Raw genomic sequence first — 25751 nt, 5'->3', positions numbered from 1 at the left:
TCCACAGGTAGGACTCGAACCTACGACCGATCGGTTAACAGCCGATAGCTCTACCACTGAGCTACTGTGGAATAATATTTATCAGACTTCTTACATTGTAATCGACATTATATGTAATGTCAATAAGTTTTTGTAATTTCTTTGCCGTTTATTTGAGACGGCTTTATTAATTTACCATAATGAATCTATTTTAGTCAAGCATCTTCTACATTTTTTTTAATTTACCTTTACACTTCCCACAAACATATTTAACTGTGTTCACTTTTCTTTTTCGAACATATTTTTGATCACACTGCATACATACATATATGTGCTCTTTTTTCTTTCCATCACTTTCTTTTTTCAATGCCTGACAAAATCGAGGTGCGTCTACTTCTTTCATTAACCTTTTAAAGTCTTGATCTCCATGCTTATACCCTTTCCCCTCAATATGCAAATGATAGTGACAGAGCTCATGTTTAATAATTTCTACTATTTCTTGTGTGCCATATTGTTCAAAGTATTTGTAGTTTACTTCTATATTAGATGTACGTAACAAATACCTTCCGCCTGTCGTACGTAACCGAGAATTAAAAGTGGCTTCATGACGAAATGGTTTGTGAAACAGCTTCAATGAAATTTCTTCTACAAGTATTTGTAAATCCTTATCATTCATCTTATATACTCCTCTACTGTATGAAATCACCTGACTAGCTCTTTGGGCATACACTTCATTACATACTCACTATTCACCTTATCATAAATGAAAAGGAGTGATTGTCCTTATGCCAATGTGGCTACAAAAACAAATGAGGCGCGCTTATTCTGAAAAAGACCGTGCACAAATAAAATTGCTCAACCAATGTTGGTTTTTTTATCAAAAAAATAATTCCGCTTCTTAAATCACTTCTTTTTACAAATAAAATTGCCTTTTCAGAAAATCTGAAAAGGCAATTTTATTATTGATGGGGCGGAATCATCGTCAGTGCAACTCTTCCTTTTTTCATATCTACGTCTTCTACCCACACATTCACCAAATCTCCTACTGAAACGACATCGAGGGGATGCTTAACGTACCGATTCGTTAATTTAGAAATATGGACTAGACCGTCTTGCTTAACTCCTATATCGATGAACGCTCCGAAGTCTACGACGTTTCGCACCGTTCCTTCAAGCTGAATACCTTTTGCTAGATCCTCTAGCTTCAAAATATCCTGACGGAGCAAAGGTTTTGGCAGTTCATCACGAGGATCTCTTTCCGGTCTTACGAGCGCTTCTATAATGTCTTTTAAAGTAAGCTCCCCTATACTTAGTTCTTCTGATATTTCGGGTAAAGAAATATGTTTTAATGCTTCTTTTACTTTCTCCGTTCCAAGTTCAGTCTCTTTCACTTCCGCTTTCTTTAAAAGCTTTTTAACGTCTCCATATGTTTCAGGATGGATACCCGTTCTGTCTAAAGGTTCTTCACCTTCTATAATACGTAAAAACCCAATACACTGCTCATATGTTTTAGCCCCTAGACGCGGAATTTTCTTCAACTGTTTTCGGTTAGAGAATTTTCCGTTTTCATCCCGATATTTTACAATGTTTTGAGCAACTGTCTTATTTAGACCAGCAACGTATTGTAGAAGCGAAGCAGAAGCCGTGTTTGCATTCACTCCTACTTGGTTTACTACTGTCTCTACAATAAAAGTCAGTGAATCATTTAATTGCTTTTGAGACACATCATGCTGATATTGCCCTACTCCTACCGACTTAGGATCGATTTTCACAAGCTCAGCCAGCGGATCTTGCAGCCTTCTGGCAATCGATACAGCGCTTCGCTCTTCTACTTGAAAATCAGGGAATTCTTCTCTAGCAACATCAGAAGCCGAATATACGCTTGCTCCCGCTTCATTCACAATCAAATAATAAACTGGGTTTTCAATTTCTTTAAGAACATCCGCTACAAATTGCTCCGTTTCGCGAGATGCCGTTCCATTTCCAATTGCCACTACTTCAATAGGGTATTCAGCGAACATTTTCTTTAATTTATTTTGTGCTTCAGCTGCTTTTCTCACAGGAGGATGTGGATAAATAACATCAATTTTTAATACCTTGCCTGTTTCATCTACTACAGCTAATTTGCAGCCTGTTCGAAAAGCTGGATCTACTCCTAATACCACTTTCCCTTTCAATGGAGGTTGGAGAAGAAGTTTTCGTAAGTTTTCAGAAAAGATGTGAATGGCTCTTTCTTCCGCTTTTTCTGATAGGTCTTTACGAATTTCGCGTTCAATAGATGGTTCTATTAAGCGTTTATAAGCATCTTCTATAGCTGAGATGATATAACCTTCAACTGAAGAATCCCTTTTCTTGATTACTTCTTTATGTAAATATGAAAGAATACGATCTGTAGGCGCATCAATACTCACTTTTAAAATACCGTCTTTTTCTCCTCTATTCATAGCTAAAATACGATGAGGAACGATTCGCTTTACCGCTTCTGTATATTCATAGTACATTTCATAGATATTTTTTTCATCTTTTTCCGGATCTTTGACTGAAGTAACAATTATGCCATCTTTTACAGTGGTCGTACGAATCCATTGACGGTAAGATGCTTCGTCAGAAATTTGTTCCGCTACAATGTCTAGGGCTCCCTGAATAGCTTCGTCAGAAGATTGAACTCCTGCTTCTTCATTTATGTATGTTTGCGCTTCAATGTTTACGTCAGAATTCGGGAAACTTAGTAGCCACTGTGCTAATGGTTCAAGACCTTTTTCTTTTGCTACAGTTGCTTTTGTACGTCGTTTTTGCTTAAAAGGGCGGTATAAATCTTCTACTTGCTGCAATTTCTTCGCTTGATGAATTTGAGCAGCCAGTTCCTCAGTTAATTTCCCTTGCTCTTCAATTAATCGGTGAACTTCCTCTTTACGCTCCTCTAAATTCATTAAGTAGTTCCAGGAATCTAAAATATTCCGGATTTGGACTTCATCCAAAGCACCAGTTTGTTCTTTTCTATATCGAGCAATAAAGGGAACTGTATTACCATCTTCTACTAAAGCAATTACGTTTTGTACTTGCTTGTGTGAAATCTCTACCTCTTTACTTACACGTTGAACAATTTGATTATCTAATTTCGTTGCAACAGACACAGCTTATCCTCCTACCTAAATGAAACTTTGTCTCTATTGTAACAAAACTCACATGCAATAACACATGTGAGCTAAAAAGAAAGGCTATGCAGTTGGAAGATGACCAGCGATATACGTAATATCGTCATTATGAGATCGAATTGCTGCCTGTAGGCGTGTCGACAATTGATCGACATTCATCGAGTTAGCAAAAACAGATTTAATCTCTTTTAATTCTAAGCCATCTGTATGAATCAAAAATTTAGAACCGGAGTCATATGGGAAGGTTTGTGTGCGGAACTTTTGAATTTTCCCTGATAAAAAACCTTGAATTGGCAGAGGGTACGTTAATTTCCCCTCCGGAGAATACAGATAAAAGCGGATATTACCTACATTTGTGTAATGAAATTCGTTATGTTTTTTATCAATTTTCAAAATAGCTACTGCTGCGCCTCTTGTATGTCGAGTAGCCTTATTGCACTTAGAAATGATCTCATCTACATCTAGATGATGATGAGCTTTCGCTACATCCGTAACAGCTACAGAAGCGGCTCTAGCTTGTTCACCGCTTCCTAATCCATCTGCCACTGCACATAGAAAATAATCATCCGTTTCTTTGACATAGTAACTATCTCCACAACACACGTTCCCTTGCTTTGGCTCTTGATATATATGAGTTTGAATCGACTTTGTATTCGGGTCTACTGTCATCACGACATATACTCCGAATCGTTAGAATCTGAGCGAGCTGCAGTCCTTAGCTTATCAAGAGCTCTTCTTTGCAGTCGAGATACATGCATTTGAGAAATCCCTAATTTCTCACCGGCATCTTTTTGACTCAGATTTTCAATAAATGTATAGCGAATTACTTCTTTTTCTCTATCGCTTAATACATGAAGAATCTTTTCTAACACTAAGCGCTGATCAGTTTTCTCATAACCCGACTCTTGTTCACCTACTAAATCAAGGATTGTAACAGTACTTCCATCAGAGTCTGCTTCAATAGAATGATCAACAGACAACGCTTGATAACTTTGCCCCATCTCCATCGTTTCTAAAATTTCTTCCTCTGTCACTCCGATATGATCAGCAATTTCTTTTACTTGAGGAGATCGCTGTAAACGGGTTGTTAGCTCTTCGACAGCTGCTTTAATTTTAGGACCTAATTCTTTGATGCGGCGCGGTACGTGAACACTCCACGTTTTATCGCGTAAAAATCGCTTAATCTCTCCAATGATTGTAGGAACAGCAAACGATTCAAAACTTCTTCCAAATGAAGCATCATACCTTCTAATAGCTCCTAACAGTCCTAGCATCCCTACCTGCACAATATCTTCATGTAAGCTTCTGCCTTTTGAATAACGACGTGCAATAGATTCAACAAGGTTCTTGTAATGTACTACTAGATCACTTTGTGCTTCTTCATCCTGCGTTTTTTGAAAGCGCTCAATTCGTTCCTGAACCTGTTCTTTAGTTAATTTCATAGGTTGAGACTGTGTTTTCATCACTCTCCACCTGCTCTCTTTGCACATACTTAGTCATCATTAGCGTTACACCTTTTGAATTGACCATTTTCACTTCGTCCATTAGTGTTTCAATTAAATATAAACCAAGTCCACCTTCAGGAAGAAATTCAACTTCTTTTGATGTTTCATAAGGTCCTATATGTTCCTTAAGCTCTTCAAAATTAAAGCTTTCGCCTTTATCGACCACCATGATTTCTAAACGGTCATCAAATAAACCAAAACCTACTCTCACTTCACCATTTTCTTCACTCTTGTAAGCATGCTGCACGGCATTTGTACATGCCTCACTCACAGCAATTTTCATATCTTCAATTTCATCATAAGAAAAACCCATCCGGTTCGCTACACCAGACAGCGTCAGTCGAATAATCGCTACATAGTCTGGCTTAGCAGGAATCTTCATCTCAACAAAGTCATAAGGCTGTTTCATTTTACGCCACCTTCTACTTGTGAATTCACGTTTAAAATGTCTGTGAGGCCCGTAATATCAAATAAGCGCTTGATGCGCTCTGATACACCAACAAATTTCAAAGAGCCGTTATTTTTCTTATTGGCTTTTAACAATGCAATAAATACACCTAGTCCTGTACTATCCATGTATGATACATCGGTTAAATCAACTATAATTTCTGGTTCGTTATGTTCAGTAATTTCCATGAACTTTTCTTTTAGCTTAGGTGCTGTATATGCGTCAATCTCTCCAGCCAGCTTAATACGATATGCTTGACCGTCCTTTTGTATATCTATTTTTAAATTCATCGTATTAGTAGACCCCCTCTAATTTTGTGCTATCTTTTCTGTACCCTTATTTAGAATACTTAAACTAAACTCTTCAAAATAATCAATGTAAAGTCATCCCTCAATTGAAAATGCTGTAATTTTTCCAGCTCTTTATATACAGATTCTACAATTTCTTGAGGAGACAAATGCATGTATTTTCGAATTAATTTTATGATGTCCAATCTTTCAATAAATCCTTCTTCAGTTCTGCATTCTGTTACGCCATCTGTTAACAGAACAATCATATCGCCTTTTGAAAGCTGCTGCTCGTACTGAAGATATTTCACATGGCGATCGACTCCTAGCACGAGTCCTTTTGCTTCCAAATCTTCAAATGAATCAGCTTTGGCATCATAATAAAAGCCTGGCTCATGCCCTGCAGATGCATAATCAAATAAGTTTGTCTCGGGATTATAACTTCCGTAGAACATCGTAATAAACATACTTGGATCTACGTTTCTCTCTACAATATTATTCAAGTTCTCCAATACGTAACTTGGATTTTTTCTTGAGTCCGGTAAGCTGTCCATTGCATACTTGATCATAGACATACACATTGCAGCTGGAATTCCTTTTCCGATCACATCGGCAATGGCAATACTTAACCCACCGTGCTCTTCTTCTACAAAGTGAAAATAATCTCCGTTCATCTGTTTAGCAGGTACGCTAATCGCGCCAATTTCTAAAGTTGAACTAGCCGGAACCTTTGTCCCTAACAGCGTCTGCTGGACGTTAGCGGCAACTTCGATTTCAGAACGAAGTTCCCGCTGCTTATTTTTTAATGTTTGATGCTCACGAAGAGCAAGGCCGTAGCTAATCATTACCTCAAGTAAAAAGTCCAGAGAATGCAGCACTTTTTCTGGAATATCAGAATAAATTTCTTCAATCACTTCTTTATGAATGCTCACAATATCTTCTGGCGATATTTCATTCTCTAAAGATTTTCTACTTAGTTTTTGTCCTTGGTACAAAATTTGTTCATTTTGTGTTTGGATATAGTTCCCCAAAATATCTTTGTATAAATCTCTCATCTCTTTATCAAAAGACATTATCTATTTCCTCCTACCGGAGCCACTTAACTGCTTTAATCTCAGTACCTTCTCCGACATTTGTTTCGATGTCAAACTCATCCATCAATCGTTTTACCCCAGGAAGCCCAGCTCCTAGTCCACCCGATGTTGAGTATCCATCTTCCATTACTTTGCGAACGTCGGGGATACCTGGCCCTTCATCTGTTGCTACGACAAGAAGACCGTTTTTTCCTCCACGATTTAATTTCTCAATATAGATTTGACCCTTACCCGCATATAGGTAAATATTACGAGCTAATTCAGAAATGGCGGTTGTAATACGAGCTTGGTCAACTGTTCCAAACCCTAGCTCTTTCGACACATTTCTACCTAATTGGCGTGCCGCTACGATGTCCCATTCTGTTACGATTTTTACGCTGGATTGGAATTCCATATACTAATCCCCCAATTCCGATTGGAGTTTCTCAAGACCTTTTTCTAAATCGAGTGCAGTAAGAACATCGTTTAGGCCAATCCCTAACTCAACAAGTGTAATAGCTACTGCAGGCTGGATACCTGTTAATACTACTCTGGCCCCCATCAAATTAGACATGCTAACCACGTCACCTAACACTTTTGCGATGAATGAATCGATCATATCAATTGAAGTTAAATCGATTACCACTCCTTTTGCTCCAGTTTGATGAATTTTACTTAGCAAATCTTCTTGGAATTGAATAGCCGTTTGATCATCCAGCTCCCATTGAATGGATACCAATAAGTAGTCGTACAATTTCAAAATGGGTATTCTCACGTTTATTCCTCCGATTCTATATCAACTATTTTCCGCTCAGTCATTTCTAACGCAAACTCTACACCTTTTTTTAATGAGTTTTTCGTAATAATTTCATTTAAGTTAATACCTAAGTTCACAATAGTCTGAGCAATTTCCGGACGAATTCCTACTAACAAACACTTGGCTCCAACCAAACGTACGGCTTCAGCAGCTTGAATGATATGATGGGCAACCATCGTATCCACTACTGGTACTCCGGTAATATCTATTAATACGACCTCTGATCGGTGCTTTACGACACCTTGCAGTAAGTTTTCCATAATTTTCTTTGCACGATCGGTGTCAATTGTTCCCACAAGCGGCATTACCGTAATTTTATCAAATACCGGTATTAATGGAGCAGACAATTCTTGAAGTGCAACTTTTTGCAACATAACTGTATTTTCCCACGAGTTGGAGTATTGTTCTACTATTTTGTTATAAATAGGGCTTAACCACTTGTCAAACCGATAGAATAATTCAGAATGAGTTTGATCAGCCTTTACATGTTCACTGTTTACATACCCTTCAACCACTACATGACCCAAGTTACGTACACCCTGTGTCAAATAAGCAAGAGGCCATCCTAAACTCACAACTCGTCCTACTACTTCCTCTAGTTCCTCTGCAAAATTTTCCTGATCACGGAATGCTTTTGCCAAAAGTAAATTTACAAAATCAGAGCTTACATTTACGTACACTTGCTCGGATACAATGTTTTTAATCCGCTCTGTTTCCACATCATTCATTAACACTAGCCATCGATCAAAAATTTCTGATTTATGATTTTGTATATAATTGAATAAATCTTGATTCATGAGGTCCTCCTTGTGAGTCAATACACTCATTTATATCTATATATATATTATCATTTTTAAAACGTTTCTTATTACAATATACGTTTACTGATTATTCCTAGTCAAATTAAAAAAGTTGCTCATAAAGGAGCAACTTAGCATAAATGGAAGTATAATTCTAAAAGTCGATAAGTCCTACACTGATTTGCAAGGCTTCATCCACTCTGTCCATCATTTCATCATCTAAATGGGTAATCTTGTCTGTTAGCCTCTGTTTATCAATAGTACGAATTTGTTCTAGTAAAATAACTGAATCTCGCTCAAATCCATAGCGCTTTGCATCAATTTCAACATGCGTAGGTAACTTTGCCTTTTGAATTTGAGCAGTGATCGCAGCTACAATAACAGTTGGGCTAAAACGATTGCCTATATCATTTTGAATGACAAGTACAGGGCGAACGCCTCCTTGTTCTGAGCCAACAACAGGAGATAGGTCAGCAAAATAAACGTCGCCACGTTTGACTACCAAGTCATTACCCCCCGCTTACTAAACGATCCACAGTATGATCAGCTTCATACTCTGCTAGAAAAGCCTCGGAAGCAATATTTAAGTTTATCTTTGCCATCTCCATATATCCACGTCTCATTGATTCGCGAATATGGCGTTTTTTTCGCTCACGAAGGTACAATTTTGTTGCTTGGTGAATAAAATCACTTCGGTTGCCATTTTCTTGTTTAACCATAAGATCGAGCTCCGATACTAAATTTTTCGGTAATCTTACTAGGATTTCTGTAGTTGCGCTCGCTTCAGACACAAACATACACCTCCAACATCAATACACACACCAATAGTCTCATCTTTCCTTATCATAACATTGATTAGCTTTAATGGAAAGTTAATTCTGTCAATTTCTACACTATTATCGTCAATTGATACCCTCTTTTATGCATGGAAGTTATTATTTTATTGTCTTTTGTTCGCAGGCTTTTTATGTTGACTCAGGAAGATGTATATTCAGCGCAAGATATAATTATTAACATGAATGTGCTGAGAATCTCTTGTATAAACCCTCGGAACCCTTGCTGCAATCATGCAAGGGATTTCATAATTAATTGTTTCAAGATGCTTTGCTACTTCATCAATTGTAATTTCAGCACCTTGTTGTTTTCCAATAAATGTTACTTTTGTACCCATTTTATACATTTTAGGCAATTTAATCATCAATTGATCCATGCATATCCTACCAACAATTGGCACTTTAACTCCATCTACTAACACTTCAAAATTACTTAATTTACGAATCCAGCCGTCTGCGTATCCTACTGGAATAGTAGCAATCCATTCATCTTCTTTAGCTTCATAAGTAGCTCCGTAACTGATATGACTCCCTTTTTTGACTTTTTTAACATGCACAATACGGCTGTGCAGCGAAAAAGCTTGTTTTAACGGAATTGGCAAGACTTCTTTTAATTCCTCTGAAGGACTCAAGCCATACATAGAGATACCTAAGCGTACGCCATTAAAGATATCGCTCGGACGACGAAGCAAAGCTGCGCTATTTGCACAGTGAATCATCGGAGGTGTAAAATTATGTTCTTTCACAATTCGAACCATTTCTTCAAAGAATGTGTATTGTTCTTCAAAATAAGACGAATTTAGCTCGTCTGCTGTTGCAAAGTGTGTAAACACTCCATCCAGCGCGAATCCTGAATGAGAAGTGATGATATTCATCGTTTCGTGTAATTCTTCTTTTGTTCTAATTCCTAAGCGACCCATGCCCGTATCTATTTTTAAATGCATATGCAACTGACTGTTTGCACCTAGAATGGACGCCGCTTCTTCAATCCAAGCTTTGCTATAAGCAGTGACCGTTACATCCCACTTCAATGCAGTTTGAATGTGTAAGGGAGGCACGGCTCCTAATACTAAAATGGATTCCTTTATTCCTTTTTTTCGAAGAGCAATAGCTTCATCCAAAAAAGCTACAGCTAGCATATCAGCGCCAGCTTGAAGCGCAATCTCTGCTACTTCTTTATCTCCATGCCCGTACGCATTCGCTTTTACTACGGCCATTAACGTTTTATGCCCCGGTATCAGTTCTCTTACATGATTCACATTTTGAAAAATGGCTTCTACATCAATTTCTGCCCATGTTTCTCTATAAAATGCATCCATTACTACGACACTTCCTTTTTTCAGAACCATTCTAAACGTACTTTCCTCTGTTAGTATAATACATCTATAGCCAAACTTCATCTCGATCTTTATTCAAATTAAGCAAGAACAAGCCTACATATATGCAGGCTTGTAAGCTTCTCTTATTTTCCCATCTGACTTTGCACAGATCTAGCAACTGTACTCAATTCATCTGGTGTCAGCTGATCAGAAGCCAGCATAAAGTCTACTCCATTATATGTCCAAGATAGACTTTTATCCGTTAAAGCTCCCACAGTAAAACCTAAATCAAATGGCTCTCCGGCAGTAACTGTAGATGTTGCTGTTTTAGCTACTTGCGCTTTTTCTTGTACAAGCGTAAACGGCTTTTCTCCTTTGTACATTAAAACGACTCTCTCACCATTTTCCGTCTCGATTTTCTTTTCCTTGGAAAGCTTTGTACCTTTTGGAACGTCCTTAGGATAAAGAACGCTAAATGATTTGTGCTGAGCTAATGTCGGAATGTCAATCTTTGCACTTGTCATGTTTCTTTTTGTATCAAAAGCCCCTTTATCAAACTTAGAATCGAATTTCACCTTAGAGAAATCAACTTTTATTAACACTTTATTATCCGTATCCATAATTTTAACCGACACAGGCGCTAAGTCACTTTTGTTCAGCGTAATTTCTTGTTTAGGAAGCATTGTGCTATTTTGATAGTTCGTTTTTGTTTCAAAAATATAATGTTTATCCGTTGATTTAAAACTTGCCTTTTCATCCTTCACAATATCTTGGACAAGGGATTCATACAAATAAGCTTGACTGCTATTTTGCGGCCAGTCACTTTGAAAACGAAAGCTTTTATTTAAGGCAGGCGTTAAAACAAAAACCCCTTCATCATTACGCAAAATCATTTGGCTTTGATCTTTCTTTGTATTTTTCAAATTCACTCGATAGTACATAGGCTTACTATGCCAAATCTCTACATCGTATACTTGGGCATCTTTCCCTGTATTCAATGTCATCTTAGCATCTGATTTATACCCCGCCATTTCTTGTACCTTGGCATCCAATGCATCTGTTACATCCTGCTGACTTTTTTCACCGCATGCTGATAAGGCTAAGAGAAAAAAGGCGCAAACAAATAAGCCAATCCATTTTTTATGCATTTCCCCAACTCCTTTGTTTCGTATATTCACAGCTAAACGGAGAAGCAAGAACATATCTTGTCTCCCCTATCCACACTATGAATATATGAACAAGAAATAGTGAATATGCAGACTAGCTTGACAAGCGTTCAATAATTACTTGAGCAATCGCATAGTGCGCACTGTGGGAAATAGATACGTGTACAGACGCTTCCAGTGGTTGTTTTGTAACAATGTGGGGTTTCCCTCTTTCATCATTCACGATTTCGATATCTTGGAAGCTGAAATCTTTCCCTATTCCTGTTCCAAGAGCTTTCGAATATGCTTCCTTCACAGCAAATCTTCCCGCTAAAAATTCGACCTTACGTCGGCTTGATAGCTTTTCATAGCGTTCTCTTTCATTTTTTGTTAAAATCCGAGTAATAAAAGCGCTTTGACGCTGCACCATTTTTTCAATCCGCTCTAACTCTGTAATATCAATTCCAGTTCCTATAATCATTTTCATTTAATCCTCTCTTACAGAATAGTATATAAAAATGCCTTTATAAAAAGGAGTGACAAATATGTTCGTACGCACAGAAAATGCAGCTGAATTTAAACGTTTTTATCCTGTTACCTTCACGCTTATCTGCATCCACATTGCGCTATGGTTACTTGCCGCTCTTCCCTCACACCTTGCAGAATCTTTTATACATCAGCTTATTGGTGTGAATAGTTTAATTTCCCAAGGAGACTACTGGCGGCTTTTCACACCTATCTTTTTACATCTAAGCTTTTCACATCTTCTTTTTAACTCATTTTCATTGTTCTTGTTAGGACCAGGCGCTGAGCGTATTCTTTCTTCTTATAAGTTTCTTCTATTCTACCTTACGTGTGGATTGCTTGGAAATATCGTTACATTTCTAATCCAATCTTCTTTTTACAGCCATGTGGGTGCATCCGGTGCCATTTTCGGACTGCTCGGATTTTACCTCTATCTTGTCATAAAACAAAAGCATATGCTTTCTAAAAGCAACCAGCAAATCATTGTCGTCTTTTTAATTATTGGATTACTTTCAGGTCTGCTAACGCCAGGAACCAACAATACAGCTCATTTCGCTGGAGGTATTGCTGGATTTCTTCTCGCTTTTCTTACGTTCAAACCGAAAAACAAGCCACAGATATGAGGCCTGCTTTAGGATTTAATATAAAAAGCGGATGAGTTAATAAATTCCACATCTTCATAAGTCTTCAAATCTCTTACTAACTGAAAGAGCGCTTCATCTTTTTTCTTAGCTTCAATCATGCAATCAATTTGCGGTATCGTTCCATTTACTTCTTTTAAAAAGCTGTAAAACCCATTAACATCGATATAATCTGCATGGGCTCTAAATTCTTTATCACTTTTAGGACTAGATATATGCATTTTTAGAGGGAGTGTTTCATGTTCCCATGTTCTAATGATACGGTCCCAATGCTCTTGCCATGAAGTTTCATCGTTGTTCGCCTGATGATGATGAAGATCAAAAATGATTGGGACATTTAGTTTTTCACATAAATACAAGACGTCTTTTATATGAAAGGTTGTATCGTCGTTTTCCAACATAATCATTTGCTGAAGGGATTGAGGTACAAGCCCCCAATTATGAATAAACTGCTCCAGTGCTTTTTCTTTATCATTATAAGCTCCTCCAACATGTAGAACACAGCGATTTTGAAGCGGAATATCCATTCCTTTCAGCAACTTTTGATGCATGCGAAGAGTTTGGATAGAATGCTTAAAAACCTCTTTATCCGTTGAGTTTAAAACAACAAAATGATCCGGGTGAAAATCTACTCGCATTGGATGTTCCTTCAAAAATACAGAAATACGCTGAAGAGCATCTTTTAAAGGAGCTATGTAGTTCCACTCTTTTAGTGCCTCATGGTTAGCTAATGGAATTAACTTAGAACTGAATCGAAAAAACTCAATTTCACTCCACGCATTATGTTTTAATAACCGTAAGCAGTTTTCTAAGTTGGATATTGCAATACGTTCGAGCTTGCGAATGGCCGCTTCATGGTCTTTCACACGCTGAAATTGTGCAAAAGTCATTGTTTGAGAAGGAGAACTATTTTCCAAATGAACGCTCATCGCCACATAACCTAACCGAACAATGGTCGACATTAGTGAACACCCCATTTTATTTTACTCATAGTGTGCACCAATAAAATAGCAATTAACACATAAAAAAAACGAGCCTGTTAAGGCTCGTTTTTATTTTACGCTTTGCTGCGAGAATCTTTACGATTACTGCTGCTATTGCGATTTCTATTATCACTGCCGTTGCTTCCACCGCGACGCTTGTCACCAAAACGCTTTGAGTTTCCACGACGATTTTGCTGTGAGTAGTTTTTAGAGTTAGAACGTGAACGACCTCCGCCATTTCCACGTTTGTTTTTATCACCTTTTGCAATTACCGGTGGTTCAGCAGTTAATTGAATTGGTGATTCATTTGGTTCTTTTGTAAATAATTTGATTGCCGCTGCCACTAATGAAACTGAATCGTGCTCTTCAAGTAACTCTTCTGCCAACTGTTTGTAGTAAGATAAGTTGCCTTGTGTCACAGATTCCGTTAATTTGTCAGCTGCAATACGCTGTTGACCTTCCATTGCTTCATCAAGCGTTGGAGCAGTCATACGCTCCATTTTACGTTTTGTTGTACGCTCAATATTGTGTAACTGTCCAGTTTCTCTTGGCGTTACAAATGTCATAGCAGCACCCATTTTACCAGCACGTCCTGTACGTCCGATACGGTGTACATAGCTCTCCGGATCTTGAGGGATATCAAAGTTGTATACATGAGTAACACCAGAAATATCAAGTCCGCGTGCAGCTACGTCTGTCGCAACTAATACATCAATAGAACCTTCTTTAAATTGACGTAGTACAGATAGACGTTTCGATTGTGTCAAGTCACCATGGATACCTTGTGCAGAATAACCACGCATATTTAATGCTTCTGATAACTCATCAACACGGCGCTTTGTACGACCAAAGATGATAGCTAATTCAGGTGATTGCATATCTAAAAGACGAGTAAGGATATCAAATTTACGCTTTTCTTGTACTTCTAAATAATACTGCGTAATGTTTGGCATCGTTACTTCTTTTGCTTTTACTTTTACCACTTTTGGTTCGTTCATGAATTTTTCAGCAATGCGACGGATTGGAGTAGGCATTGTTGCTGAGAATAAAAGTGTTTGGTGGTTCTCAGGTACGTTTGATAAGATTTTTTCAATGTCTTCGATGAATCCCATGTTTAACATTTCATCTGCTTCATCTAAAATAACTGTATGAACGTCTTGTAGACGAAGTGTACGACGATTAATATGATCTAGCATACGTCCTGGTGTCCCTACGATGATATGAGGGTGCTTTTTCAATGCACGAATTTGACGACTGATATCTTGACCACCATAAATTGATAGCACGCGTACGCGCTTTGTTTGACCAATTTTGTAAAGTTCTTCAGATACCTGTACAGCAAGTTCACGAGTAGGAGCAATAATTAACCCTTGAATTGCATCTACGTTTACATCAACTTTTTCAATAAGAGGAATACCAAATGCCGCTGTTTTCCCTGTTCCTGTTTGTGCTTGTCCGATCAAATCGTGACCTTCTAGTGCTAATGGGATAGTTTCTGATTGAATTGGTGTTGCTTCTTCAAAACCCATTTTACTCACAGCTTTGTTAAGCTGTTGACTTAATCCTAAATCTTGAAATAATGCCAAGTTTTTCAAACTCCTTTTATATTTAGACTATCTATATTTTACAAAAAAAAGCATTCTCCGAGGAAACGGAAAATGCTCTAAACGACTACTTCAATAAATTCAACGTTTAGAGTATAAGCGCCTCAAGACACTCAGACTACATCATAACACTATGGCTTTCCGTTTGCAATAGAGCTTACTTATACTCTTTTTAATATCACGGTAATTTATGCATCATTTTTGAGATAACTTCCTCAAGCTTCATCCCTCGAGATGCTTTCACTAAAACCACATCTTCTCTTGTTGTAATCGCTGTTAATTTTTCAACAAGCTCATCTTTCTCCTCAAAGTGTATTACCTTATCTTCTGCAAAATTATTTTTTGCTCCTTGCTCAATTTCAACAGATAAAGGACCGTATGTTAGAACATAATCAATTTTTTCTGCTTGAATAAACTCTCCCACTTCTTTGTGGAACTCTTTTTCCTGATCGCCTAATTCAAGCATATCCCCAAGAACAAGAATTTTTTGCTTATAGCCTTCTAAATCATGCATCAACGTGATAGCAGCTTTAACGGACGTTGGACTTGCGTTATATGCGTCGTTAATGAAGGTCAGGCCATCTGTTCGTTTTACAAGCTCCATACGCATATTTGTTAGCTTTAATTCTTTTAATCCCTTAGCGATTGTTTCGTTGTCTAGTCCAAAATAATGACCTACCGCAATAGCAGAAAGCGCATTGTGAACATTATGTTTACCTAATACCGGGATAAAGAATGAATATGTTGTTTCACGTGAAACAGTGAATGTTGTTCCTAACTCTTCGGCTGAAATAGCACTTGGATACAAATCGTTTTGTTCTGAGCTGCCAAATGTCACCGTTTCAAATGCTGGATTAACTACGCGCGACGTTAAAAGTGGCTCATCACCATTATAGACAAGCTGACCTGTTGGTGCTAAGCCGCTTGTAATTTCTAATTTTGCCTCCGCAATTCCATCACGACTTCCTAAGTCTTGAAGGTGCGATTCTCCGATATTTGTAATAATGGCCACATCAGGCTCCGCTAAATTAGAAAGAAACTCAATCTCTCCTCGGCTGCTCATGCCCATTTCTAAAACGGCAATATCATGAGTTTCATCTAAACGCAAAATAGTAAGCGGCATGCCAATATGATTATTAAAGTTTCCATCTGTTTTCAGAACACGGTAAGTTGTATCAAGCACAGCTTTCACCATGTCTTTTGCCGTTGTTTTTCCGTTACTTCCTGTAATGCCCACTACTTTAATATCTAACTCGTGACGATAGGATTTCGCTAATTGCTGAAGAGCTTCTAGCGTATCATCGACTAAAATAACGCTAATGTCTGTCGGTGGGTTTTCTTCATCTTTGTTCCACAGAGTAGCGACCGCTCCGTTTTCAATTGCTTTATCGACAAATACATGCCCGTTAAAACGTTCCCCTTTAATTGGGATATATAAATTGCCTTGCTGAATAGTTCTCGTATCAATTGAGACTCCCTCAATTACAGTTGCTTCGTTCCCGCTATGAAATACACTTCCTGGAATCATTGCAGCTAGCTGTTTAAGCGTACGTTTAATCATTGTTGGTTTGCTCCTCTCGATATAAAGTAAACTATGGATACTATTTAATTGAAACTAAACACAGAAACACTATTCATGATGAATAGTGTTGTGTGAGTTACATTGTGTGTTTAATTTGCTGCTTTTCGGTATGACGTTCAATTGCTAGTGATACAAGTTTTTCAATTAAATCTGGATATTCAACACCTGCGTGTTTCCACAATAACGGGAACATACTGAAAGGTGTAAAACCAGGCATCGTATTCACTTCATTAATAATGAATTTACCTTCTGATGTTAAGAAGAAATCTGCACGTACAAGACCAGATCCATCAATTGCTTTAAATGCTTTGATTGCTAGTGCTGACATTTCTTGATGCTGTTCTTCTGTAATTTCAGCTGGAATAATAAGACCTGTATCGCCGTCTTCATATTTTGCTTTGTAATCGTAAAACGCTTTTTTAGGTAAGATTTCTCCAACTACTGAACAAGCTGCTTCATCATTCCCTAACACACCAATTTCAACTTCACGACCAACTGCTGCTGCTTCTACAATGATTTTTCGATCAAATAAGAAGGCTTCAACAAATGCCGCTTCTAACTCTTCGCGGTTATCACATTTGCTAATCCCAACACTTGAACCTAAGTTTGCTGGTTTAACAAAGCAAGGGTATCCAAGTGTTTCTACTTTTTCATAAGCAGCCGTTCGATCTGCTTCCCACTCGCGGCGGATAAATGATACGTACTCCACTTGAGGCAGACCTGCCTGTGCAAACAGCTGCTTCATTACAACTTTATCCATACCAGCTGCTGAAGCTAATACGCCGTTTCCAACATAAGGAATATTCAATAATTCTAATAATCCTTGTACCGTACCATCTTCTCCATTTGGACCATGAAGAAGTGGGAAAATAACATCTAGTTGATCATCTGTTTTTGAATCTGTTAATGCAAACATTTCTGTATTCAATGAAACTGGTGAAATAGCTGTTCCGTTATCTTGAATTTCTAATTGAGCAACTGTTTCAAGCGGACCAGTCAGCTGTGTGCCGCGAATCCATTTTCCTGTTTCTGTAATGTAAATTGGATGCACTTCATATTTATCGTGATTAATTGCTTTTGAAACTGCTAGAGCTGTTTGTAAAGATACTTTATGTTCAGCGGATTTTCCTCCGTATAAAAGGCCAAGCTTAATTTTCACTGATGTTCCTCCTAACACATATTCATCTTTTCTATTTTATCATGCACGTTTAGATAGTAAACAGAAATATTAACTATTATTACGTATGTCAAAATAGCTAGGCTTGTGAAAGAAATTCCAGCTTCTCCTTTCATTATTTAAAATGACCTTTTCACTTGAATCATTTATTTTTGAAAAAACTTTTTTGATTTTAAATCTTTTTTAAAAGTTTATTTATAAAGTTTATTTATGCTAAAGATCACCATCAATAATCGAAACTATAGTTCTGGCATAAATCAGGAGGTTCAACAAATATGAGTAAAATGGGAAAAACGATGATTGCTGCATGCAGCGTAGCCATTGGAAGTATTTATGCAACTGGTTATATAAACACTCTATCTGACGCGCAAGCTGTTCAAGTCACACCGGCTCATCATCAGAAAAAAACGAGAGATCAGACAGACAATCAAACGATTGTTAATGATAACTGGGGAGAAGATATCGCTTCTTCTAATAAGCACCCTTCATCAGCGAGTACCGAAAGTTCTGCTCCTAAAACAAAATACAAAGATGGAACGTATTCTGGTCAAGGAAGCAACCGTATCGGAACTGTTTACGTATCTGTGACCATTAAAAACGACCGAATTGATACAGTTGAAATTACAGAAGCGGATACTCACTATTCTGAGAGTTACATTGAGGATCTTCCGTCTCAAGTCGTACAAAGACAAAGCTCAGGTGTCGACGTCGTGAGCGGAGCAACGCTTAGCACAGAAGATTTTCAAAATGCCGTGGATAACGCCCTTCAGCAAGCAATGAATGCATAAAGGAGAAACGAATGATGTCCATAAAAACGTATAGCCGCTCTGTCTTATGTATGGGAACAACCGTGTCCATTCAAGTAATTGCTCCCCAATCGGAGGAAGCAAATGTCCTTCACCATATCTCAAAGGCATTTACTATTTTTAAGACCGTCGAAACGACATGCAGTCGATTTGATGCCAAAAGCGAAGTTATGAAGCTAATTAGACATATCAAAGAACCTGTTGCTGTTAGCCCCCTATTATTTGAAGCCCTTCATTTCGCTATCTTAGTAGCAGATGAAACGCATGGAATCTTTGACCCAACGGTAGGAAAACAATTAGAAAAACGTGGTTTTAACGAACATTATTTAGATGGAAAGCCCGTACAAGTGAACGAAGCAGTCGATTCTGGAAGTTATAAAGACATCGTATTGAATACACATAAAAAAACGGTTCTCTTACAAAAACCGATGATTATAGATCTTGGAGCGGTCGCCAAAGGATTAGCTATTGATTTGGCTGCCCACTCCCTTCCTTATCAGCATTTTATGATTAATGCCGGAGGAGACATCCTAGTTAAAGGACTCAATCAACACGGAGATTTGTGGAAAGTCGGGATTCAGCACCCTCAGATTCAAACGCAGTCATTACTGACCTTGCGTGTAACAGATACGGCTGTCTGCACATCAGGAAATTATGCTAGAAAAAATAAGACGCAACCATTCATGCATCATTTGGTTAATCCCTTATCTCCATCTACTAGAAGCAGTCTAATGAGTTGTACAGCTATTGCTCCTTCTGCCATGCTGGCCGATGCATTATCTACATCAGCTTTTATTTTAGGAGCGGAAAAAGGAGTAAATTTATTGAATGATGCCGACGTACGCGGCGTACTCTTCGATTCTAGTTTCACTCCTTTTTTCACATCAGATATGGAGGAATTAATGAATGATGACCACACGTTCTGAACGAAGAAGCGGTGTTAAATATATTAGTACACCCAAAGGTTATATTATTGTAGATGAAAACAAACCAAAAGAAATAAGTCGGTGGGGGCAGCTAGTTAAAACACCTAAAAGATACGTGATGGCTATGCTGCTGCTTTTAACCTTATTAGGTGAATTCAACTCTTCTGCCTTTCAAGGATTAGGACACCTACTACTCGCCGTATGCTCGGCGGCCGCCTTAGATTTAGGATTTTCTTTTGCTTATAAAAAGAAAATTCAGCTTCCTGACGGCGGAATTATTACTGGATTAATTATTGCCTTAGTGCTCAGCACCTCTACACCTGCTTGGGTCACATTTTGCACTGTAGCTGTTGCTATTTTATCGAAGCACTTAGTAAAAGTAAAAAAGAAGCCTATTTTTAACCCTGCCGCTTTTGGTCTTCTCTTTTCACTTATTGTCTTTTCAAGCGGCCAAAGCTGGTGGGGAAGCTTATCTTTACTACCCGTCTGGCTCATTGTATTCGTGTTTGTGACAGGGTACCTTGTGACGAGCAAAGTAAATAAATTCCCTCAAGTATTTGCGTTTTTAGGCGTGTATTTTGCTATTTTTACGATTATGTCATTAATAGGAGTAGGTGATGTAGCGGATGCTTTACGAGCTCCTTTTGTTAATTCCGCTTTATTTTTAGCCTTCTTTATGGTGACGGATCCGCCAACTTCTCCTGCGAAGTATAAAGACCAAATAAAATTTGGGATGCTTGCAGGGGCGATTAGCGCCGTAGATTACTTAGTTTTTGGCGGCCTTGCCTATTTATTAATCGGCCTGTTACTTGCTAATGCATGGAAAGCATGGAAGACTGCAAACAAAAAAGTGACAAAAAAAGCTGCCTAATGACAGGCAGCTTTTTTCATAGCGGAATTTTCACATAAAATTCCGTACCCACGTTTTTTTGACTAAAAACCTTAATTTCTCCGTCATGAGCTTGTACAATCCATTTGGCAATCGCGAGCCCTAAACCTGATCCTCCTTCGGCACGCGCCCGACTCTTATCACTTCGATAAAAGCGATCAAACACATACGGAAGATCTTTCGCTTCAATTCCAATGCCTGTGTCTTTGACAATTAGCGTCATAGAGTGATGATGTTTCTTTAGACTAATATGAATGCTTTCTCCAGGTGGGGTGTACTTAAAAGCGTTGTCTAACAAAATCATACATAGCTGATGAAGTCGTTCTTGATCTCCTCCGAACATTAACGATTCAATTTCCCTTGTGAAATGCAGCTCCTTTAGTTCAAATATAGGCTCAAACTGATTAGCTACTTTATCAACTAGCTCACCCATATTAAAGACCGTTTTGTTTAGCAGCTGTGCACTTGAATCAGATCTAGCGAGTGTTAGTAAGTTGCCCACCAGCTTCGTCATCCGCTTTACTTCGTTTAAGCTTTGATAAATGTTTTCGCTTTCTTGCTCAATCGTATGATTTGGTCGTCTAAACAATAGCTCGAGATGCGTTTGCATCACGGAAAGAGGCGTCCTTAACTCATGGGAAGCATCTGCAATAAATTCGACTTGTTTGTTCCAAGATTTTTGAATAGGTACAAGCGCTCGATTGGCTAAAAACAAGCCAGCTACAAGGGAAAGAAGCAGTCCAATAAAAGCTGAAATGACAAGAAGAAAAGCAAGGTGCTCTAAGGTTTGAGTTTCTGGATCTACGTTTAAGACAAGTTGAATTGTTGAAACGTCTTGATCTTTTATATATCCTTCATTTTTCACATTCATCACTCGATAAGCATGACCGTTTACCTCTTGCGACGTTTTGATTTTCCCTTCTGAGAGCGCAGGCTTAAAGTCGTCAATATCGTTTGTATATAACCCTTTTTTAGGTGTAATTTTGATTAATTTTTTATCACTGCTCCAAAGTAAAAACGCAACGCGACGTTCTGTTTCTCTCTCATTGTTTTCCTGAATTTCATGTAAATTTCTTTTTTTAACCTGCTCGCTCATCTCACTTAGCCGATTGTCCGGGTTTAAAAAAATAAGATGCTGCATGTAAAAATATAAAACCACACTAAAAATGCTCAAGATAACCATCAGCACCATTGTGTTAAATAACACAAGCCTGATTCTCGTCTTTTTAAACATGCTCTTCCCCTTTTAACATAAAGCCTACGCCTCTGACTGTACGTACATAATTGTCACAATTAAAAGGCTGAAGCTTCTTTCTTAAATGGTGAACATAAACATCAACTACGCCCACTCCTACATCGGATGTAAAACCCCATACCCGATTAAAAATTTGATCTCGAATAAGGATTTGTTCTTTATTTCGAATAAAATATTCCAAAAGCTGAAATTCTTTAATCGTTAACGTGAGGACACTTCCATTAATCACTACTTCATGATTGGCTTCTCGTATAGAAATGGGACCATATGAAATCATACCTTCTTCTGCCTGCAAGTCCCTAAGCATTACCCTTAACCTCGCAAAAAGTTCAGCCATGGCAAAAGGCTTAACCAAATAATCATCGGCTCCATAGTCGAGTCCTTTCACTCGATCTTCTACACTATCTTTTGCAGTAAGAAAAATAACTTTGGTCAACACCTTTTGTTTTCTTAGTTTTTTTAGTATGTCAAGCCCTGTCATACCCGGCAGCATAATATCTAAAATTAAGGCATCATAAATATTCTGCTCTGCTAAAAACAAACCTTCATCTCCATCAGACGCACAATCAACTTCATATCCTTCTTCTTTTAAGCCTTCTACGATACCGTGTAATAATGAAGCATCATCTTCTACCACAAGTACACGCATATCAAATTCCCCCTTTTGTGATTACCTAAATAATCATTATCTTAGCATGTCACTTTTAAAAATATTTTAAAACTAGCGCGTTATCATCTCTTATACTTTATAAAAAAAGTTATGCCTGCAAGCAGGCATAACTTTTAACTAAACGCTATTTATGATCAGGACGTCGGTAAATGAACACCGCTTCTTTTGACAGTTTACCAAACAAAAAGCTAGCAAACGGTAAAAGACGATGACATCCCCAAATAATGAGGTAACAGCCCGCTAATGTCAAAATATAACGTGCCAAGATTTCCACGTGAAACATATAGTTGCCTTGTATTGGTACTGCTTTTGCCACAAAGTTTAAAACCATTGGATGAATCAAGTAAAATCCAAACGAGTACATGGCAATATTTTTAACGACCGTCACGGACTTCACAGAAAGCTTTTCAGCTAATATCTCTGCAATTCGGAAGAAGAAATAACTTCCCACGACCAAATAAAGCGTATTAACAGCCTCATACGTAAAGCCTGAAATGTGAATTGTCTTCATTGTGTATAAGTGATAATTTAACAGTGAAATAGCTATTCCCGATCCGAGCGTCACCAGAAATAATACAATATTTGAACGACTGTACTTTTTATCCACTTGTTCGCGATAATAAATACCAATCCAACCGCCGAGTAAAAACGTAGCCATTGTATTTAAAAATAAATTAAATGAAGTGATATGATACGTATTGTTAAGCATTAAATAACCAAGCTGAATGATAATACCAAACAGCCACATGTATTTTTTAAAAATGGTTACTTTTTGTGCTAGCCATACAAAAACCGGCAGCACGAGATACACTTGTACAATTAAAAAGATAAAATGAAGCTGATAGTAGGACTCTCCGCGTAAAATACGTTTCACAATATCAGCTGCATTTAATTCTGTTGCTCCCACATAGTACGAATAAAATTCATAAATAAGTGCCCAAATAACATAGGGAACTAAAATATATGTCACTCTTCGAGCATAATACGTTTTCCATAAAGTCTTTGTTAACGGCTTGTTAATGTAACTATAAAAGAAAACTAAACCTGTGATCACAATGAAGATCCCTGCTTCAATTCGAACAATTCGGTTAAGGAAATGATATTTCTGATAAGCTTCACTTGCAAATGGCAGTACCGTTGCATACGCTGCTGTTACATGTACGAGCACAACCATCATCATAGCGAATAATCGTAAAAAATAAATGGATTGAATATGCTGCTTTTGTTTTTGCTTCACTTTTTCTCTCCTATATAATGTGAAATATACATTCTAGATGAATAATAGAACATTCAATTTTTTCTTATCTTTCCCGTTTTACAAATAAAAAAGCTAATAACATAAAATAAATGTTATTAGCTTTACTCGTTTGTATTTTATCTTTCCTCTTGCTATCACGCAACTGAATTTACAAAAACAATAAAGAACTTGAGTATAAAGGCCTAACTAAGTACCTTTTATTTACGGTGCATTTTGAATTCTAAAAATAATTCATTGTAATAAGCAAGCATTCGTTTGCCTAAGTTATTATATACTTCAAGCTTATTGGTTAGTTCTTCATCCGGATAAAAACGTTCATCTTTCGCTACTTCTTTCGGCAAATAATCTAACGCTTTTTTATTAGGCGTAGAATACCCTACATATTCTGCATTTTGAGCAGCGTGTTTAGGATCTAGCATAAAATTCATGAATTTATGTGCACCTTCTACGTTTTTAGCCGTTTTTGGAATAACCATGTTATCGAACCATAAATTCGAACCTTCTTCTGGAACAACGTAATTCAGCTTATCGTTTTCACTCATAATTTCAGAAGCATCACCTGACCAAACAACGCCAACTGCCGCTTCTTCATTTGCTAGGAGCATCTTAATCTCGTCTCCTACAATGGCTTTTACGTTTGGTGTTAATGTATCAAGCTTTCTTTTTGCTTCTTGAAGATGAGCTTTATTCGTATCATTTAATGAATAATTTAAGCTGTTTAGCCCCATTCCCATCACTTCTCTAGCGCCATCTGCAAGTAAAATTTGATTTTTTAGCTTAGGATCCCATAAATCATTCCAACTCTTTATCTTCTTACCATGAATCATATCAGAGTTATAAACAATACCCACAGTTCCCCAAAAATAAGGAATAGAGTACTTATTGCCAGGATCAAAAGATAGGTCTAAAAAACGCGGATTAATGTATTTTAAATTAGGCAGCTTCGAATGATCAATTGGCAATAGTAAATTTTCTTCACGCATCTTGCTAATCGCGTATTCAGAAGGAACAGCAATATCAAATGTCGTACCGCCTTGTTCAATTTTTGTCATCATTGCTTCATTCGAATCAAAGGTCTGATAAATGACTTTAATTCCGGTTTCTTTTTCAAACTGATTCACTAAATCAGGATCAATATAATCTCCCCAATTATAGACGGTCAGCGTATCTCCTCCAGAGTATCCTTCGGCATTGTTCAAATGATGAACCACATACATAAGAACGAAAGAAAGGATGACGATGAAGATAAACGGCTTTGCTAATTGCTTCATTTTCCAGTCGCCACCCCTTTCGCTTTATTGCTATATCGCTGACTGATAAAGTAATAACCAATTACAATCAGCACGGTAAACATGAAAATAAGAGTAGAAAGAGCATTGATTTTCAGCGAGACCCCTCTTCTTGCTAACGAGTAAATTTCTACTGAAAGCGTGGAAAAACCATTCCCGGTCACAAAGAACGTAACCGCAAAGTCATCCAAAGAGTAAGTTAAAGCCATAAAAAAGCCTGCAAAGATACCCGGACGAATAAATGGCAATACCACTTTCGAAAGTACTTCAAAGCGACTTGCTCCCAAATCACGGGCTGCATCGAGCAGTGTCGGACTCATTTCCTGCAGCTTAGGCAGAACCATGATGACCACAATCGGTACACTGAATGCAATATGCGCTAATAATACCGATATAAACCCGAGCTTTACACCGATAATGGTAAATAGAATTAAAAAAGATGCGCCAATAATAACATCTGGACTCACAATTAACACATTATTAAATGTTAACAGTGTATTTTGAACACGTCTGCGCTTCACGTATACGATAGCAAGTGCTCCTATCACGCCAATAATCGTTGAAATAACCGAAGACAATAGAGCAATAATTAAGGTATTCAAGACAATAATGAGCAAACGTGTGTCTTGAAACACTTCTTTGTACCAATCTAACGTAAACCCTTCAAACTCTCGCATGTTTCCTCCGCTGTTAAAAGAGTAATACATTAAATAAAAAATGGGCGCGTATAAAATGAAAAAGACAAAAAATAAATAAAGGTGGCTGAACTTCCACTTTCTCTTCAT

General features: G+C 37.6%; 29 protein-coding genes and 1 tRNA gene. 5 read left to right on the top strand and 25 right to left on the bottom strand.

What is annotated here, in order from left to right; translation table 11 throughout:
- Positions 1-71 (bottom strand) — tRNA-Asn (locus tag ACRPLY_RS25890).
- Between the two features lie 134 nt (positions 72-205).
- Positions 206-655, bottom strand: a complete 450-nt coding sequence (locus tag ACRPLY_RS25885; RefSeq protein ID WP_028411875.1) for a SprT family protein — start codon at positions 653-655, stop codon at positions 206-208.
- A 109-nt stretch (positions 656-764) separates the two neighbouring features.
- On the opposite strand from ACRPLY_RS25885, the gene cmpA reads away from it, so the two are divergent.
- The gene (cmpA, locus tag ACRPLY_RS25880; RefSeq protein ID WP_013055014.1) at positions 765-881 is read left to right on the top strand and encodes a cortex morphogenetic protein CmpA; all 117 of its coding nucleotides are present in this window, start codon (positions 765-767) and stop codon (positions 879-881) included.
- Between the two features lie 57 nt (positions 882-938).
- Here cmpA and ACRPLY_RS25875 read toward each other — a convergent pair whose 3' ends face one another.
- The 14 genes from ACRPLY_RS25875 to acpS form a co-directional block, all read right to left on the bottom strand.
- Entirely contained in the window at positions 939-3113 is a 2175-nt protein-coding gene (locus ACRPLY_RS25875) for a Tex family protein (protein ID WP_028411876.1), read from the bottom strand.
- 84 nt (positions 3114-3197) lie between these two features.
- Positions 3198-3803: a PP2C family serine/threonine-protein phosphatase gene (locus tag ACRPLY_RS25870; RefSeq protein WP_033580804.1), complete on the bottom strand. Its 606-nt coding sequence runs from the start codon at positions 3801-3803 to the stop codon at positions 3198-3200.
- Positions 3803-4597 carry an RNA polymerase sigma factor SigB gene (gene sigB / locus ACRPLY_RS25865; RefSeq protein WP_013055011.1) on the bottom strand — a complete coding sequence of 265 codons (795 nt, stop codon included), beginning with the start codon at positions 4595-4597 and terminating at the stop codon, positions 3803-3805. The genes ACRPLY_RS25870 and sigB overlap by 1 nt, the downstream gene beginning before the upstream one ends.
- Positions 4563-5048 (bottom strand): anti-sigma B factor RsbW, encoded by a 486-nt coding sequence (gene rsbW, locus ACRPLY_RS25860; RefSeq protein ID WP_025753516.1) that lies wholly within the window; start codon positions 5046-5048, stop codon positions 4563-4565. Before rsbW ends, sigB begins: the two co-directional genes overlap by 35 nt.
- A complete protein-coding gene (locus tag ACRPLY_RS25855; RefSeq protein WP_047751770.1) occupies positions 5045-5377 on the bottom strand; it encodes an anti-sigma factor antagonist in 333 nt (110 codons plus the stop codon). Before ACRPLY_RS25855 ends, rsbW begins: the two co-directional genes overlap by 4 nt.
- A 59-nt stretch (positions 5378-5436) precedes the next feature.
- On the bottom strand, positions 5437-6447 hold the full coding sequence (locus tag ACRPLY_RS25850) for a PP2C family protein-serine/threonine phosphatase (RefSeq protein WP_013055008.1): 1011 nt from the start codon (positions 6445-6447) through the stop codon (positions 5437-5439).
- Between the two features lie 13 nt (positions 6448-6460).
- Positions 6461-6862, bottom strand: coding sequence for an anti-sigma regulatory factor (locus tag ACRPLY_RS25845; RefSeq protein WP_013055007.1), 402 nt, complete (start codon positions 6860-6862; stop codon positions 6461-6463).
- A 3-nt stretch (positions 6863-6865) separates the two neighbouring features.
- A complete protein-coding gene (locus ACRPLY_RS25840; RefSeq protein WP_013055006.1) occupies positions 6866-7222 on the bottom strand; it encodes an STAS domain-containing protein in 357 nt (118 codons plus the stop codon).
- A 2-nt stretch (positions 7223-7224) separates the two neighbouring features.
- Entirely contained in the window at positions 7225-8061 is an 837-nt protein-coding gene (locus ACRPLY_RS25835; protein ID WP_013055005.1) for an RsbT co-antagonist protein RsbRA, read from the bottom strand.
- A gap of 157 nt (positions 8062-8218) precedes the next feature.
- On the bottom strand, positions 8219-8569 hold the full coding sequence (ndoA, locus tag ACRPLY_RS25830) for a type II toxin-antitoxin system endoribonuclease NdoA (RefSeq protein WP_013055004.1): 351 nt from the start codon (positions 8567-8569) through the stop codon (positions 8219-8221).
- A gap of 4 nt (positions 8570-8573) precedes the next feature.
- Positions 8574-8855, bottom strand: a complete 282-nt coding sequence (locus ACRPLY_RS25825; RefSeq protein WP_013055003.1) for a CopG family ribbon-helix-helix protein — start codon at positions 8853-8855, stop codon at positions 8574-8576.
- Positions 8856-9055: 200 nt separating this feature from the next.
- On the bottom strand, positions 9056-10246 hold the full coding sequence (alr, locus tag ACRPLY_RS25820; RefSeq protein WP_176345086.1) for an alanine racemase: 1191 nt from the start codon (positions 10244-10246) through the stop codon (positions 9056-9058).
- A 113-nt stretch (positions 10247-10359) separates the two neighbouring features.
- A complete protein-coding gene (locus tag ACRPLY_RS25815) occupies positions 10360-11418 on the bottom strand; it encodes a LolA family protein (protein WP_033580802.1) in 1059 nt (352 codons plus the stop codon).
- A gap of 58 nt (positions 11419-11476) precedes the next feature.
- Positions 11477-11842, bottom strand: coding sequence for a holo-ACP synthase (acpS, locus tag ACRPLY_RS25810; RefSeq protein WP_028411881.1), 366 nt, complete (start codon positions 11840-11842; stop codon positions 11477-11479).
- Between the two features lie 64 nt (positions 11843-11906).
- Between acpS and ACRPLY_RS25805 the strand changes: the two genes are divergently transcribed.
- Entirely contained in the window at positions 11907-12509 is a 603-nt protein-coding gene (locus tag ACRPLY_RS25805; RefSeq protein WP_049162680.1) for a rhomboid family intramembrane serine protease, read from the top strand.
- An 8-nt stretch (positions 12510-12517) separates the two neighbouring features.
- On the opposite strand, the gene uvsE is transcribed toward ACRPLY_RS25805, so the two are convergent.
- The 4 genes from uvsE to ACRPLY_RS25785 all read right to left on the bottom strand — a co-directional run bounded on the left by uvsE (position 12518) and on the right by ACRPLY_RS25785 (position 17855).
- Positions 12518-13489 (bottom strand): UV DNA damage repair endonuclease UvsE, encoded by a 972-nt coding sequence (gene uvsE / locus ACRPLY_RS25800; protein ID WP_432232172.1) that lies wholly within the window; start codon positions 13487-13489, stop codon positions 12518-12520.
- A gap of 95 nt (positions 13490-13584) precedes the next feature.
- Positions 13585-15096: a DEAD/DEAH box helicase gene (locus tag ACRPLY_RS25795; protein WP_028411884.1), complete on the bottom strand. Its 1512-nt coding sequence runs from the start codon at positions 15094-15096 to the stop codon at positions 13585-13587.
- Between the two features lie 196 nt (positions 15097-15292).
- On the bottom strand, positions 15293-16675 hold the full coding sequence (locus ACRPLY_RS25790) for a UDP-N-acetylmuramoyl-tripeptide--D-alanyl-D-alanine ligase (RefSeq protein WP_033580800.1): 1383 nt from the start codon (positions 16673-16675) through the stop codon (positions 15293-15295).
- Between the two features lie 97 nt (positions 16676-16772).
- On the bottom strand, positions 16773-17855 hold the full coding sequence (locus ACRPLY_RS25785; protein WP_013054995.1) for a D-alanine--D-alanine ligase: 1083 nt from the start codon (positions 17853-17855) through the stop codon (positions 16773-16775).
- A gap of 293 nt (positions 17856-18148) precedes the next feature.
- Here ACRPLY_RS25785 and ACRPLY_RS25780 point away from each other — a divergent pair, with 293 nt between their 5' ends.
- From ACRPLY_RS25780 to ACRPLY_RS25770, 3 genes are read left to right on the top strand one after another with little or no spacing between them, the layout of a single operon-like run.
- Positions 18149-18661, top strand: coding sequence for an FMN-binding protein (locus ACRPLY_RS25780; RefSeq protein WP_432232171.1), 513 nt, complete (start codon positions 18149-18151; stop codon positions 18659-18661).
- Between the two features lie 11 nt (positions 18662-18672).
- Positions 18673-19605 carry an FAD:protein FMN transferase gene (locus tag ACRPLY_RS25775; RefSeq protein ID WP_033580798.1) on the top strand — a complete coding sequence of 311 codons (933 nt, stop codon included), beginning with the start codon at positions 18673-18675 and terminating at the stop codon, positions 19603-19605.
- Entirely contained in the window at positions 19586-20476 is an 891-nt protein-coding gene (locus ACRPLY_RS25770) for an RnfABCDGE type electron transport complex subunit D (RefSeq protein ID WP_228123023.1), read from the top strand. The genes ACRPLY_RS25775 and ACRPLY_RS25770 overlap by 20 nt, the downstream gene beginning before the upstream one ends.
- Before the next feature lie 16 nt (positions 20477-20492).
- Here the strand turns inward: ACRPLY_RS25770 and ACRPLY_RS25765 are convergent, their stop codons facing one another.
- From ACRPLY_RS25765 to ACRPLY_RS25745, 5 genes are all read right to left on the bottom strand, one after another.
- On the bottom strand, positions 20493-21728 hold the full coding sequence (locus ACRPLY_RS25765; protein ID WP_033580797.1) for a sensor histidine kinase: 1236 nt from the start codon (positions 21726-21728) through the stop codon (positions 20493-20495).
- Positions 21721-22398: a response regulator transcription factor gene (locus tag ACRPLY_RS25760; protein ID WP_028411890.1), complete on the bottom strand. Its 678-nt coding sequence runs from the start codon at positions 22396-22398 to the stop codon at positions 21721-21723. The genes ACRPLY_RS25765 and ACRPLY_RS25760 overlap by 8 nt, the downstream gene beginning before the upstream one ends.
- A gap of 145 nt (positions 22399-22543) precedes the next feature.
- Positions 22544-23656 (bottom strand): acyltransferase, encoded by a 1113-nt coding sequence (locus tag ACRPLY_RS25755; RefSeq protein ID WP_325077474.1) that lies wholly within the window; start codon positions 23654-23656, stop codon positions 22544-22546.
- A 218-nt stretch (positions 23657-23874) separates the two neighbouring features.
- Positions 23875-24948: an ABC transporter substrate-binding protein gene (locus ACRPLY_RS25750; RefSeq protein ID WP_028411892.1), complete on the bottom strand. Its 1074-nt coding sequence runs from the start codon at positions 24946-24948 to the stop codon at positions 23875-23877.
- Entirely contained in the window at positions 24945-25751 is an 807-nt protein-coding gene (locus tag ACRPLY_RS25745; protein WP_028411893.1) for an ABC transporter permease, read from the bottom strand. The genes ACRPLY_RS25750 and ACRPLY_RS25745 overlap by 4 nt, the downstream gene beginning before the upstream one ends.

The sequence above is a fragment of the Priestia sp. TGN 0903 genome (assembly GCF_050846855.1).
Classification (GTDB): domain Bacteria; phylum Bacillota; class Bacilli; order Bacillales; family Bacillaceae_H; genus Priestia; species Priestia zanthoxyli.
Note: the sequence above shows the minus strand (reverse complement) of the source record. Positions and strands in the feature narration are given on the sequence as shown.